This window comes from Streptomyces sp. NPDC043878, assembly GCF_056435735.1.
Genome location: NZ_JBWKDW010000003.1, coordinates 1 through 12,410, shown reverse-complemented (window position 1 = coordinate 12,410; position 12,410 = coordinate 1). Strand labels below are relative to the sequence as shown.

The window sequence follows — 12,410 nt, the reverse complement described above, 5'->3', positions numbered from 1 at the left end:
GCCCGCGCCGTCGTTCCTCTTGTCCTGGGGGCAAAACCGACACTTCCCTCAACGATCCACGCCCCCGAGACTCCGTCACCATCGATCCTAAGCGACTTCCCGGACCAGTTGGACTGTCCGGTCAGTGCCCCTCGACGGGTCGCGGGGCCTGGGACGGTGTCCGGAAACGGAGCTCAGTCGGCGGTCAGTGCCCTGCGCAGTCGCGCCTCGTCCACTCGCCAGAACGTGTGCTGTTCGCCGTCCACGAGCACCACCGGAATCTGTTCCCAGTACTCCCGGTGCAGCTCGGCGTCCTCGCTGATGTCCTTGCCCTCCCAGGGCACCCCCAGGTCGGCGCAGACCTTCTCGATCACGGCCTGCGCGTCGTCGCACAGATGACAGCCCGGCTTGCGGATCAGCGTGACGAGCCGGTCCCCGGGAACGCGGGCGGGCTTGCGGCGGAAGATGGGACTCATGCCGGCCATTCTCGCGCCGGACGCGCCCACCCGGGACCCTCGGGGGCACGCCCGGGCAACACGCCCGGGCGACGCACGTCCCTGACGGGGCGGACCGCTCCTTTAACGGCGCGGTCGCGGAGTGTTCACAGCCTCCAAACCTCGCGACTCCGGAACTTCCGAACAGACTGGCTATGCTCACGCCATGGCCGCTCTTGGATGGCTCACCCCCCGTAGGCGCTCCGCCACGGCGCGGAGCGTGTTGGCAGGCGAGGCCTCGGCGGAGGCCGCGCGCAAGTCGTCGCAGGAGGTCGAGGAGGCTTCCGGCGCAGCCGCGGAACCGGTCTTCCCGGTCCTCGGCGACGACCGGGCCGCCGCCTTCTTCGACCTCGACAACACCGTCATGCAGGGCGCCGCGTTGTTCCACTTCGGCCGCGGCCTGTACAAGCGGAAGTTCTTCGAGACCCGTGACCTCGCCAAGTTCGCCTGGCAGCAGGCGTGGTTCCGGCTGGCCGGCGTCGAGGACCCCGAACACATGCAGGAGGCCCGCGACTCGGCCCTGTCGATCGTCAAGGGCCACCGCGTCGCCGAGCTGCAGTCCATCGGCGAGGAGATCTACGACGAGTACATGGCCGAGCGCATCTGGCCGGGCACCCGCGCGCTCGCCCAGGCGCACCTGGACGCCGGGCAGAAGGTCTGGCTGGTGACGGCGGCCCCCGTGGAGATCGCGACGGTGATCGCCCGGCGGCTCGGTCTGACCGGCGCCCTCGGCACGGTCGCGGAGTCGGTGGGCGGGGTCTACACGGGCAAGCTGGTCGGCGAACCGCTGCACGGCCCGGCGAAGGCGGAGGCGGTCCGCGCGCTGGCGTCCGCCGAGGGCCTGGACCTCGGCCGCTGCGCCGCCTACAGCGACTCCCACAACGACATCCCGATGCTGTCCCTGGTCGGACACCCCTACGCCATCAACCCGGACTCCAAGCTGCGCAAGCACGCCCGCCGACTCGAGTGGCGGCTGCGCGACTACCGCACCGGCCGCAAGGCGGCCAAGGTCGGCATCCCGGCGGCGGCAGGCGTCGGCGCGGTGGCCGGCGGCACGGCGGCGGCGATCGCCCTGCACCGCCGCCGCCGCTGACACCGACCGGCGCGACGCCCGCACGCGGCCGGCCCGACACACCACCCGACCGGCGCGACGCCCGCACCCGACCGGTCCGGAGTCCGCACCCCCCGGCCCCAGCTCCGCCCGGCCGGTCCCCGTTCCGCACCGGCCGGCCCGAGTTCCGGGCCCCGTGCGCCGGTGGCGGGCGCCGTGATCGATCCGGCCACTCCGGCGGTTCCGCGCGGCAAACCCGGCCAATCCACGGGTCCTTCCCCGACGACTCGCTGTCCAGTCATGTTGGCTGCACACGGCCACAACACGCCCCGGACCATGACGGAACGTGACTCGTTCCGATCACCAAGTGGTCACTCTGTGGCGCCTGATGGGGCACCAATCGGTTACAGAAGCGACGTAATCGATGATTTGAGCAACTGGGTGTAGCAGCGCCTGCACTAAGCGTTATTCTCCTCAGACGCACACCGGTACCCATCCGTCGCTACGACGGGTGAACGGTTCCGCACTGCACGTGATGGAAGCTCTGCCTCTGGGAGTCCCGTGTACCCACACGTCGGGGTTGACGCCTCGGGCCTGGCTACGCTGCGCGCAACGGTCCAAGACCTGTTGCGCGGCTTCGTCCCCACCGCGTACGCCGTCCCCACCCTCGCCGTAGCCACCGAGCCTGTCGGCCCGTGCTACGCACTTGCCGAAGGCGCCGCCGTCGGCAGACGAGGGCGCTCTACCGGCGCCGCCACCGCCCGCCGTCCCGCCGCGGACAGCGACAGCGCCCGCATGATGGATTTGGTCGAACGCGCCCAAGCGGGCGAGTCCGACGCCTTCGGGCGCCTTTACGACCAGTACAGCGACACCGTGTACCGGTACATCTACTACCGCGTGGGGGGCAAGGCGACCGCCGAGGACCTCACGAGTGAGACGTTCCTGCGCGCCCTGCGCAGGATCGGCACCTTCACCTGGCAGGGCCGCGACTTCGGCGCGTGGCTGGTCACCATCGCCCGCAACCTGGTCGCCGACCACTTCAAGTCGAGCCGCTTCCGGCTGGAGGTGACGACCGGCGAGATGCTCGACGCCAACGAGGTCGAGCGGTCACCCGAGGACTCCGTCCTGGAGTCCCTCTCCAACGCCGCCCTCCTCGATGCCGTACGGCGGCTCAACCCGCAGCAGCAGGAGTGCGTGACACTCCGCTTCCTCCAGGGCCTCTCCGTAGCGGAGACCGCCCGGGTGATGGGCAAGAACGAGGGTGCCATCAAAACCCTCCAGTACCGGGCCGTGCGCACCCTCGCCCGGCTCCTCCCGGACGACGTCCGCTGACAGACAACGCTCGGTAACCTTCAACTCGCTTACGGTGAAAGTCCGTTGACTCCCCCATCCGATCATCCGTCGTCCGTAACCCAAGTGCCGCGCCACTCGTTGTGCGGGATGCAGGCTCCCTGTGGTCACCCCCCGGCCGCGTTCGATCACTCGATCGAACGCGTTCGGTCGGGGTGTGCGACCCTCAGGACCCCCTGGGGAGTCGACCGTCATGACGAGAGGAGGTGCCGCCAGTGATCGCGAACGTATCGGCGCACCGGCGGGCGAACGCCTTCGCCCAGGCCCTGGACGAATCCGACCGGGGCCCGGCGGCCGAGCAGTCCGAAGGACCGGCACCGTCCCCGGCTGCTGCGGAACAGACCGAGCGGGGCCGCATGCTGGCCTTCGCGCAAGGTCTCGGCGAGTTGCCCAAACCCGAGCTGGACCCCGAGGTCAAGGTCGTCCAGCGGGCTCAGCTGGTGGCCATGTTCGAGGCCATGATGCTGGAGGGCACCGCCGCGGGCGAGGCCGCGGACCTGTCCGTGCCCGAACAGCGCTCCCGTGGCCGAGGCGCGCACCGGGCGTCCCCGCTGGGCAGACTGCGACCGCGTTCGCGCCTGACCAAGGGCCTCGCCGCGGGCGGGCTCAGCGTCGGCGTCGCCGCGAGCGCCTTCGGCGGGGTCGCAGCCGCCAGTTCGGACGCCCTGCCGGGCGACTCGCTGTACGGCCTCAAGCGCGGCATCGAGGACTTCAAGCTCACCTACCTGTCCGACGGGGACGACGAGCGCGGACAGGCCTACCTCGACCAGGCCTCCACCCGCCTCAGCGAGGCCCGCCGGCTGATCGAGCGCGACCGCGGCGGCCCCCTCGACCACGAGTCCCTGGGCGAGATCCGCCGCACCCTCTCCGGCATGCAGTACGACGCCGCCGAGGGCCACCGGCTGCTGCACGAGGCGTACCGGCGCGACCCGGACTCGCTGAGCCCCATGCGGGCCCTCTCCGCCTTCACCCAGTCCCACCGGGACGCCTGGGGAGCCCTGCGGGACCGGCTCCCCGTGCAGCTCGGCGACGTGAGCCGGCAGGTCTCGTCGGTGTTCGACGCCATAGACCAAGAGGTCGCCCCGCTGCAGTCCATGCTTCCGCAGCCGCCCGCCCGCAGCGGCGGCACCGGTCAGCGCAAGGGCTCCGGCCCACCCTCCACCGGCTCCTCGGGCACCCAGCGGTCCACCACGCCCAGCTCCCACAGCGGCCCCTCCGACCAGGGACGCACGGGCAGTGGCGGCGGCGCCCCGAGCGACTCGGCGGGTGCGGCCACCGACGGCGCCGGACTGATCGGCGGCGAAACCGGCGGCCTGCTCGACCCGCCGCAGGACACCGGCACCGCGTCCCCGTCCGGCAGCACCCCGCCGGGCGAGCCGGACGTCACCCTGCCGCCGCTCCTCCCGGGCCTGCTGCCCGGCCTGGGCATCGACAGCGAGGACGCGGACTGACAGCCCGGCCCGTACGGCAGCGGGGGCGCCCCTTCACGAGGGGCGCCCCCGCTGCCGTACGCGACAAGGCTTCCGGTCCGCCGGCTGACCCAGAAGCCGGCTGACTCAGAAGCCGGCTGACTCAGAAGAAGACCGACCTGCGCTGCACCAGCAGCTTGTACAGGGTGTGCTGGATCTGTTCCCTGACCTGGTCGGTGAGGTTGAACATCAGCATCGGGTCCTCGGCCGCCTCGGGCGGATAGCCGTCCGTCGGGATCGGCTCGCCGAACTGGATGGTCCACTTCGTCGGCAGCGGGATCGCCCCGAGCGGGCCCAGCCACGGGAAGGTCGGCGTGAGCGGGAAGTACGGGAAACCCAGCACCCGGGCCAGCGTCTTGGCGTTGCCGATCATCGGGTAGATCTCCTCGGCCCCGACGATCGAGCAGGGGATGATCGGTGTGCCGTGGCGCAGGGCGGTGGAGACGAAACCGCCCCGGCCGAACCGCTGGAGCTTGTACCGCTCGTTGAAGGGCTTGCCGATGCCCTTGAAGCCCTCCGGCATGACCCCGACCAGTTCGCCCCGGCCGAGCAGCCGTTCGGCGTCCTCCGAGCAGGCCAGGGTGTGCCCCAGCTTGCGGGCCAGCTCGTTGACCACGGGCAGCATGAACACCAGGTCCGCCGCGAGCAGCCGCAGATGCCGCCCGGCCGGATGGTTGTCGTGCACGGCGACCTGCATCATCAGGCCGTCCAGCGGCAGCGTGCCGGAGTGGTTGGCGACGATCAGGGCGCCGCCGTCGGACGGGATGTTCTCGATGCCCTTCACCTCGACCCGGAAGTACTTCTCGTACAGCGGGCGCAGCAGGGACATCAGGACCTGGTCGGTCAACTGCTCGTCGTAGCCGAAGTCGTCGACCTCGTAGTCACCGGTGAGGCGGCGGCGCAGGAAGGCGAGACCGCCGGCCACCCGTCGCTCCAGCGCGCCCGGCCCGTCGGCGGGCTCGCCGGCCGACCGCGGCTGCCGGGGCGGCTGTTCCTCACTGGTCACAGGAACATCATCCTGCGCGGCCGCCGCGGTGGGCAGGGGCTGGACCTCGTGCATCACCGCGGGTTCCGTGCCCTTGCGACGGCTTCCCGTACTCCGGCGCCGCTGCGGCCGCTGCGCGGCACTCCCGCGGGACCGGTCGTCGTCGAACGGAATGACCTTGGCATCCGCCATCGTTGATGCGCTCCTCAGTTGGCGCTCTGCGTCGGGGGGTGGCCGCCGCCCGCGAGGGGCAGCGCGGCGATCCGGTCGACGGCCCCGGCCACGGCCTCGGGCGGCAGGAGTCCGGGGCCGTGGCTGCGCGCGAAGTCCGCGAAGGTCTCCGCCGTCGTGTACTTCGGCGTGAATCCGAGCGTCTCGCGCATCTGGTCCGTCGCCACCACCCGGCCGTGGGTGAGCAGCCGGATCTGTTCGGGCGAGAAGTCCGTCATACCCAGCGTACGCACCAGCGTGCCCGCCCAGGTCACCGCGGGAAGCAGCAGGGGCACGGTGGGGCGGCCCAGCCGCCGTGAGCACTGGGACAGCAGCAGCAGGCCGTCACCCGCGATGTTGAAGGTGCCGCTGTTGAGCGTGGAGCGCTCCGGGTCGTGCGAGGCGATCCGCAGCACCTCGATCACGTCGTCCTCGTGCACGAACTGCAGCCGCGGGTCGTAGCCGAACACGGTCGGCAGGACGGGCAGCGAGAAGTACGAGGCGAGCGGCGAGTCGGCGGCCGGGCCGAGGATGTTGGCGAACCGCAGCACGCTCACCGCGACATCGGGCCGACGGCGCGCGAAGCCCCGCACATACCCCTCGACCTCCACCGTGTCCTTGGCGAAACCGCCGCTGGGCAGGGACTTGGGCGGGGTCGTCTCGGTGAAGACGGCGGGGTCGCGGGGCGCCGAGCCGTAGACGTTGGTGCTGGACTTCACGACCAGGCGCTTGACGGTCGGCGACTTCTGGCAGGCGCCGAGCAGCTGCATCGTGCCGATGACGTTGGTCTCCTTGACCGTGGTCCGGCTGCCGCTGCCCAGCGCGGTCGCGGTCACGTCCATGTGGACGACCGTGTCCGCCGCCGTCTCGGCGAGCACCCGCGCGATGCCGGGCTGCCGGATGTCGGCCTGGACGAAGTCCGCGCCGCCCAGGTGGTGCTCGGGCGGGACCGCGTCCACGGCGATCACCCGGTCCACCTGCGGGTCACGCTGGATCCGTCGTACGAACCGGCCCCCCAGCCTGCGGGCCACTCCGGTCACGAGCACGACCTTGCCCAAGATCAGCGCCTTCCTTCCAGCCGCGCACCGCCGTCGTACGGCTCACGCACCGGCTCCTGTACGGCTCTTCCACTGCTCGTCACGTGCCGCGTTCCCCTGTGCGGCCAACTTAGCGGGTCGGTGTTGCGCTGTGATGACCACCCGCTGCGCGAAGTGACGACTTCCGGCCCGTACGTACGCGTGTGGCCCCCCACCATCATGGGTGGGGGGCCACAGAACACGCTCTCGCGTCGTCGCCTACTTCTTGTTGCGACGCTGAACGCGCGTGCGCTTGAGCAGCTTGCGGTGCTTCTTCTTGGCCATCCGCTTGCGCCGCTTCTTGATAACAGAGCCCACGACTACCCTCGCTCACTTCTCATCACTCGGTGTTTGGGCGCCATGGGCCCACACGACCTACGAGGGGCTAGCCTACCCGTCCGAGAGCTGAGGTCGTAATCGAGGGGACGGGGGAGGCCCGGGACTGCCCCTGGGTGTCTCCCCCCACCGCCACCGTCAGGCTGTCTCCACCCCCACATAGCTCTCGCGGAGGTACTCGTGAACCGCTTGCTCCGGGACTCGGAACGACCGTCCGACCCGGATCGCGGGCAGATGACCGCTGTGCACCAACCGGTACACGGTCATCTTCGACACTCGCATCACCGAGGCGACCTCCGCCACGGTAAGGAACTGAACCTCGTTCAGAGGCCTCTCGCCAGCTGCAGCCATGACACACCTGAACCTTCCGCACTCGACGGTCACCGGCTTCCCCTTCCGGTGACTCTTCGTCGTTGCGTGCTCACTCCCCAATGTAGGGGCGGGTGATGCAAGTGGGGAAGAGGTGCACCGATCGGCGGCCTACTGTGACAGACACGCTCGATTGAGTACGTAGCGGGTCAGCGGCCGGTAGTAAGCGGACCGCACGGCGTCGTCGACCGGAACGACGACGGACACGCGCCCCTCCGCCTCACCGACGAAGAGGGCCGGATCGTCGGTGTCGGCGAGACCGATGGCCTCGAACCCCAGTTGACCTGCTCCGCAGACCCATCCGTGATCCCCGATCACCAGCTCGGGCAGCGGTCCGCCGGCCTCCGCGGCCGCCGCCAGCGCGGTCCGAACCGGCAGCGGCGAGTGCGTGTGTGCGCCGGTCGCACTACCGGGGCGAGCGGCGCCTGGTTCGCGGACGAGCGCGACTCGCCGTACGTAGTCAAGGTTGTACGTGCGTAGACCGAACCGGGTCGTTATGTCGACACAGTGACCCTGCGACGGTGTGAGGACAGTACATCCCGCCGACGACATGGCGTCCGCGAGCGCGGCGTAGAAACCGAGCAGCCGGTGGGGGTGTCCGGTGCCGATGAGGACGGGGGCGCGGCGTTCGGCCGCCGCGGCGATCCGGTCCGCGAAGGCGTCAAGGGCGGCCAGCGTGCGCTCGGGATCGATCACGTCATGACCCGAGACACACTTCGGATCGGCCGAAACTCCACACTTGTCCGCCATGAGACCGATCACATCCCGCTGCCTCCACGTCCACTCCGGGTCAAGACCGATCAGCACGCGGGGGTCACGAGCGGCGAAGAGCCGATAGCTCCGCAGGCTCTCCTCCCGTGTGGTGGCCACCGGCCCGGCGAGGCGGGCGGCCAGGAGGTGGGCACGCAGCGCCCCGGTGCTCAACACGTGAGTGATGGTGACCGATGACACCGGCGGGCGGCAGGGGAACGCCCGGAACACCGCACGGTTGGCGTAACCACCGTTCCACCGGCGGTACGGCCGCCACCCGGCACACCGTCCCGGGCGGTGACCGTCGTACCGCCGCCGTCGGCTACGCGATCAGCCCCCGCAGCGGGAACACCGCCCGGCGGGCGGCCAACACGGCTTGGTCCAGCCGGTCCGCCGGGTCGTACCCCGCATCCCAGTCGGCGAAGGACACCGGCCACCGGCCGTCCGTCATCCGCATCGGCGCCAACTGCCGTGTCCGGGCGAACACCTCCTGCCGCCAACTCTCCGGGATCATGGTCTCGGGCGTCACCTCGCGGCCCGCCGCGATCCCCACCAGATGGGTCCACGACCGCGGCACGACCTCCACCACCGCGTATCCGCCCCCGCCGAGCGCGACCCACCGCCCCTCGGCGTACTCGTGGGCCAGGTCGTGACAGGCGACCTGCACCGCCCGCTGCGCGTCCAGCGAGACCGCCAGATGCGCCAGCGGGTCCTCGAAATGCGTGTCGGCCCCGTGCTGGGTCACCAGGACCTGCGGCCGGAAGTCGGCTATCAGCTCGGGCACGACGGCGTGGAAGGCCCGCAGCCAGCCCGCGTCCCCGGTCCCGGCCGGCAGCGCCACATTGACCGCGCCGCCCTCCGCGCAGTCCGCGCCCGTCTCCTCCGGCCATCCCGTCTGCGGGAACAGCGTCCGCGGATGCTCGTGCAGCGAGATCGTCAGGACCCGGGGGTCCTCCCAGAACGCGGCCTGCACACCGTCCCCGTGATGCACGTCGACGTCGACGTAGGCGACCCGCTCGGCGCCCAGCTCCAGCAGCCGGGCGATGGCGAGCGAGGCGTCGTTGTAGATGCAGAACCCCGAGGCGGCGCCGGGCATCGCGTGGTGCAGCCCGCCGGTGAAGTTCACCGCGTGCGGCGCGTCCCCCCGCCACACGGCCTCCGCCGCCCCCACCGACAGCCCGGCGATGAGCGCCGACACCTCGTGCATCCCCGCGAACGCCGGATCGTCCATCGTGCCCAGCCCGTACGACCCGTCGGCCGCCCCCGGGTCCGCGGAGGCCGCCTTCACGGCCTCGACGTAGTCGTCCCGGTGGACCAGCCGCAGGGTGGACTCCCCGGCGGGCTTGGCCGCGACGACGTCCACCTCCCGGTCCAGGCCGAAGGCGTCGACGAGCCTCCGGGTCAGGGCCAGCCGGACCGGGTCCATCGGATGGTCCCGGCCGAAGTCATAGCCCGTTACTGCCTCGTCCCACATCAGCTGTGTGCGGCCGCTCATGCCCGCCACCGTATCGGTCGGCCTTCGGGGCGAACGAGCGGGCGTACACGAGCGTCACCAGTACCAACACCATCGGCACGAGCATGGCCCCCCGGTAGGTCCACGCGTCCCCCAGCGCCCCCACCAGGGGCGAGCCGACCAGAAAGCCGACGTAGTTGAAGATGTTGAGCCGCGCGATGGCCGCGTCGGAGGCCCCGGGGAACAGCCGCCCGGCCGCCGCGAAGGTCTGCGGCACCAGAACGCACAGGCCCAGCCCCAGCAGCGTGAACCCGAGCATGCCCACCCACGCCCCGGGCGCCACGGCCACCACGGCGAACCCGAGCGCCGCGACCAGCGCCCCCAGCCGTACGACCGCCACCGCCCCGAACCGCCGCACCCCGACGTCCCCGATCGCCCGGCCGAGCAGCGTGGTCACCATGTACACGTTGTACGGCACCGTCGCCAGCTGCTCCGAACTCCCCAGCACGTCCTGCAGGTACTTCGCGCTCCAGTTGGAGACCGTCGAGTCCCCGATGTACGCGAACGTCATCACCAGGCACAGCGGCAGCAGCAGCTTGAACACCAGCGGCCCCGCCTCACCCCCGACTTCCTCCTGCGCGGCGCCGGCCTTGCCGTCGACGTACCACCGGCTGCCCACCAGCGCGGCCGGCAGAAGCGCCACCACGACCGGCAGATACGACACCCACAGCGCCAGGTGCCAGTGCGCCCCGGCCCAGGCGAGCGAGGCCCCGACGATCCCACCCAGGCTGTACACGGCGTGGAAACTCAGCATGATGCTGCGCCCGTACGTCCGCTGGAGCGAGACCCCCAGCATGTTCATGGACGCGTCGAGCGCCCCCACCGCGAGCCCGAACGCCCCGAGCGCCACCGCCAGTTCCACCACGGAGTCACCCGCCCCGACACCGAGCAGCGCCAGCAGCACGACGGGCTGGGACCAGCGCAGCAGCCGGCTCGGCCGTATCCGCTTGACCAGCTGCTCGGTCGTGACACTGCCGACGCCGGCGAGGATCGGTACGGCGGCCAGGAAGGCGGGCAGCAGCGCGTCGGAGACGCCGTACCGGTCCTGGATGGCCGGGATGCGTGTCACGAGCAGCGCGAAGGCGGCGCCCTGAGCGAAGAAGCTGAACGCCAACGAGGCCCTACCGCGCCGCAGCACATCTGTCATGGCGGCGAGCGTAGGGCCCCGGCGTACTCGTGGGTAGATCAAGCCAAAGATGAGTTTCCCTCAGCTTCAGCGGGCGAGGGCGACCTCGGGCGACCCGGCGGGCGTCAGGGACACCCGGCTGCCGTCCTCGGGCGCCTTCACCTCGGCGGCCAGCATCCCCGCCATGGGCGCCGCGGCCAGCGCCCCGCTGACGAGGAACCCCAGCACCATCGCCACGATCATGATCAGGGAGCCGAGCCACACCATCGTGTCGACCGGCAGCGTGTAGGCGCCCACCACCCGCACGACGCACTCGGTGAGCAGCACCACACCCCAGACCACGGAGAAGACCCGCTCGGCCCGCCGGAACCGGGGGGATCCGCTCGACAGCCGCTCCCAGGCGGCTTCCTTCGCCGCGTCGCCCTTCACCAGCCACGGCTTCATGGCCGCCGTCATCATCGGCCTGCCCATCGCCACCGAGACCAGCACGCCGATCCCGATCGCGCTGCTGACGCCGCTGTCCTTGGCGAGCATGAGCCGCGGGTCGCCGGCGACGAAGCTGAGCAGCAGCCCCACGACGTTCACGAAGAGGATCAGGGCGGCGAACCCGTTGACGCTGCGTTCCCGGAGGACGCCCCACCCGGTGCGCACGGCCGGCACCACGCTGCTCCATGCGAGGGCGGCGAGGGTGCTCGTCCCGAGTCCGTTCCTGAGCAGGTAGTACGACCCGATGGGTACCGCCACATCGATGAGCAGCGGAGCGAGGTGGTGCTTCGTGCCGGGCTTCCGGTTCGTCGTCATGTGCTCAGCTTCGCGGCTGGGACCCACCCGGCAGTAGAAACGATCGTCCGGAGCTCGGCATGACAAATGTCAGTGCCGGCACGGTGGCCCGGATCACCTGAGCAGGTCAGCCAACTCCGCCATGTCGTCGAAGAGTTGACCGGCGCCGGCGAGACGGTCCGCGGGCGTCATCGCGGTGAACCCGACGACGTCCATTCCGGCCGCCCCAGCCGCCCGCACCCCCAGTGGACTGTCCTCGACCACCACACACCGCGCGGGTGCGACCCCCATCCGCTCGGCCGCGTACAGGAACAGGTCCGGCGCCGGCTTTCCCCGCCCGACGTCCTGCGCGCTGAAGACGTGTGCGTCGTCGAACCACCGGTCGAGCCCGGTCGTCCGGTGCCCGACCCGGATCCGCTCGTGGCTTCCGGACGACGCCACGCAGTACGGCACTCCGTCGGCGGTGAGCTTCTCGAGGACGCCGACGACGCCGGGCACGGGCTTCAGCTCCCGCTCGAACGCGGCGAACACCCGCCTGTGGAAGGTGTCGTCGAAGTCGGCCGGCAGGCTCTGCCCGGTGCGTTCCTGGACGAGGTCGTGGATCCGGTGCATGGCGGACCCCATGTAGTCCCGGATGGAGTCCTCGTAGGAGGTGGGGTGCCCCAGCTCGGTGAGGTAGGCGGCCAGCAGCCGGTTGGAGATCGGTTCACTGTCGACGAGGACGCCGTCGTTGTCGAAGATAACCAGGTCGTATCGCATACCCCTGACGATAAACGACCCCGGAACGCAGAAAACCCCCGCACCAACGGTGCGGGGGTTTTCCCAAGAATTGTTCGGCGGTGTCCTACTCTCCCACAGGGTCCCCCCTGCAGTACCATCGGCGCTGTAAGGCTTAGCTTCCGGGTTCGGAATGTAACCGGGC

The 12,410-nt window shown here is 70.7% G+C and carries 13 protein-coding genes and 1 rRNA gene; 3 read left to right on the top strand and 11 right to left on the bottom strand.

The annotated features are described in order from the left end of the window. Positions 1-173: 173 nt before the first annotated feature. Positions 174-464, bottom strand: a complete 291-nt coding sequence (locus tag AC07AZ_RS05790; RefSeq protein ID WP_478844211.1) for a glutaredoxin family protein — start codon at positions 462-464, stop codon at positions 174-176. A 175-nt stretch (positions 465-639) separates the two neighbouring features. Between AC07AZ_RS05790 and AC07AZ_RS05785 the strand changes: the two genes are divergently transcribed. The 3 genes from AC07AZ_RS05785 (at position 640) to AC07AZ_RS05775 (ending at position 4,325) form a co-directional block, all read left to right on the top strand. Then, positions 640-1,566, top strand: a complete 927-nt coding sequence (locus AC07AZ_RS05785; protein ID WP_478844209.1) for an HAD family hydrolase — start codon at positions 640-642, stop codon at positions 1,564-1,566. Between the two features lie 519 nt (positions 1,567-2,085). Continuing rightward, positions 2,086-2,856: an ECF subfamily RNA polymerase sigma factor, BldN family gene (locus AC07AZ_RS05780; RefSeq protein ID WP_478844207.1), complete on the top strand. Its 771-nt coding sequence runs from the start codon at positions 2,086-2,088 to the stop codon at positions 2,854-2,856. A 233-nt stretch (positions 2,857-3,089) separates the two neighbouring features. Next, positions 3,090-4,325 (top strand): DUF5667 domain-containing protein, encoded by a 1,236-nt coding sequence (locus tag AC07AZ_RS05775; RefSeq protein ID WP_478844205.1) that lies wholly within the window; start codon positions 3,090-3,092, stop codon positions 4,323-4,325. Positions 4,326-4,446: 121 nt separating this feature from the next. Here the strand turns inward: AC07AZ_RS05775 and AC07AZ_RS05770 are convergent, their stop codons facing one another. The 10 genes from AC07AZ_RS05770 to rrf all read right to left on the bottom strand — a co-directional run. Beyond that, positions 4,447-5,520, bottom strand: a complete 1,074-nt coding sequence (locus AC07AZ_RS05770) for a lysophospholipid acyltransferase family protein (protein ID WP_478844203.1) — start codon at positions 5,518-5,520, stop codon at positions 4,447-4,449. 14 nt (positions 5,521-5,534) lie between these two features. Beyond that, complete coding sequence (locus tag AC07AZ_RS05765; RefSeq protein ID WP_478844201.1) at positions 5,535-6,596, bottom strand: NAD-dependent epimerase/dehydratase family protein; 1,062 nt, start codon at positions 6,594-6,596, stop codon at positions 5,535-5,537. A 237-nt stretch (positions 6,597-6,833) separates the two neighbouring features. Next, a complete protein-coding gene (locus AC07AZ_RS05760) occupies positions 6,834-6,932 on the bottom strand; it encodes a 30S ribosomal protein bS22 (protein ID WP_003948845.1) in 99 nt (32 codons plus the stop codon). 156 nt (positions 6,933-7,088) lie between these two features. Beyond that, positions 7,089-7,301: a helix-turn-helix domain-containing protein gene (locus AC07AZ_RS05755; RefSeq protein ID WP_004984898.1), complete on the bottom strand. Its 213-nt coding sequence runs from the start codon at positions 7,299-7,301 to the stop codon at positions 7,089-7,091. A gap of 129 nt (positions 7,302-7,430) precedes the next feature. Then, positions 7,431-8,246 carry a phosphatase gene (locus tag AC07AZ_RS05750; RefSeq protein WP_478844199.1) on the bottom strand — a complete coding sequence of 272 codons (816 nt, stop codon included), beginning with the start codon at positions 8,244-8,246 and terminating at the stop codon, positions 7,431-7,433. Positions 8,247-8,391: 145 nt separating this feature from the next. Then, positions 8,392-9,564: an acetoin utilization protein AcuC gene (locus tag AC07AZ_RS05745; protein WP_478844197.1), complete on the bottom strand. Its 1,173-nt coding sequence runs from the start codon at positions 9,562-9,564 to the stop codon at positions 8,392-8,394. Beyond that, on the bottom strand, positions 9,515-10,729 hold the full coding sequence (locus AC07AZ_RS05740; protein WP_478844195.1) for an MFS transporter: 1,215 nt from the start codon (positions 10,727-10,729) through the stop codon (positions 9,515-9,517). Before AC07AZ_RS05740 ends, AC07AZ_RS05745 begins: the two co-directional genes overlap by 50 nt. 66 nt (positions 10,730-10,795) lie before the next feature. Continuing rightward, entirely contained in the window at positions 10,796-11,509 is a 714-nt protein-coding gene (locus tag AC07AZ_RS05735; RefSeq protein WP_478844193.1) for a VC0807 family protein, read from the bottom strand. A gap of 93 nt (positions 11,510-11,602) precedes the next feature. Continuing rightward, on the bottom strand, positions 11,603-12,247 hold the full coding sequence (locus AC07AZ_RS05730; protein WP_478844191.1) for an HAD family hydrolase: 645 nt from the start codon (positions 12,245-12,247) through the stop codon (positions 11,603-11,605). 72 nt (positions 12,248-12,319) lie between these two features. Next, positions 12,320-12,410, bottom strand: a 5S ribosomal RNA gene (gene rrf, locus AC07AZ_RS05725); the annotation flags it as partial.

What these genes read in the sequence shown, in the direction of transcription:
- AC07AZ_RS05735 (WP_478844193.1), bottom strand. Translation starts at nt 11,509, where the DNA reads ATGACGACGAACCGGAAGCCCGGCACGAAGCACCACCTCGCTCCGCTG.
- AC07AZ_RS05740 (WP_478844195.1), bottom strand. Translation starts at nt 10,729, where the DNA reads ATGACAGATGTGCTGCGGCGCGGTAGGGCCTCGTTGGCGTTCAGCTTC.
- AC07AZ_RS05755 (WP_004984898.1), bottom strand. Translation starts at nt 7,301, where the DNA reads ATGGCTGCAGCTGGCGAGAGGCCTCTGAACGAGGTTCAGTTCCTTACC.
- AC07AZ_RS05745 (WP_478844197.1), bottom strand. Translation starts at nt 9,564, where the DNA reads ATGAGCGGCCGCACACAGCTGATGTGGGACGAGGCAGTAACGGGCTAT.
- AC07AZ_RS05785 (WP_478844209.1), top strand. Translation starts at nt 640, where the DNA reads ATGGCCGCTCTTGGATGGCTCACCCCCCGTAGGCGCTCCGCCACGGCG.
- AC07AZ_RS05790 (WP_478844211.1), bottom strand. Translation starts at nt 464, where the DNA reads ATGGCCGGCATGAGTCCCATCTTCCGCCGCAAGCCCGCCCGCGTTCCC.
- AC07AZ_RS05770 (WP_478844203.1), bottom strand. Translation starts at nt 5,520, where the DNA reads ATGGCGGATGCCAAGGTCATTCCGTTCGACGACGACCGGTCCCGCGGG.
- AC07AZ_RS05730 (WP_478844191.1), bottom strand. Translation starts at nt 12,247, where the DNA reads ATGCGATACGACCTGGTTATCTTCGACAACGACGGCGTCCTCGTCGAC.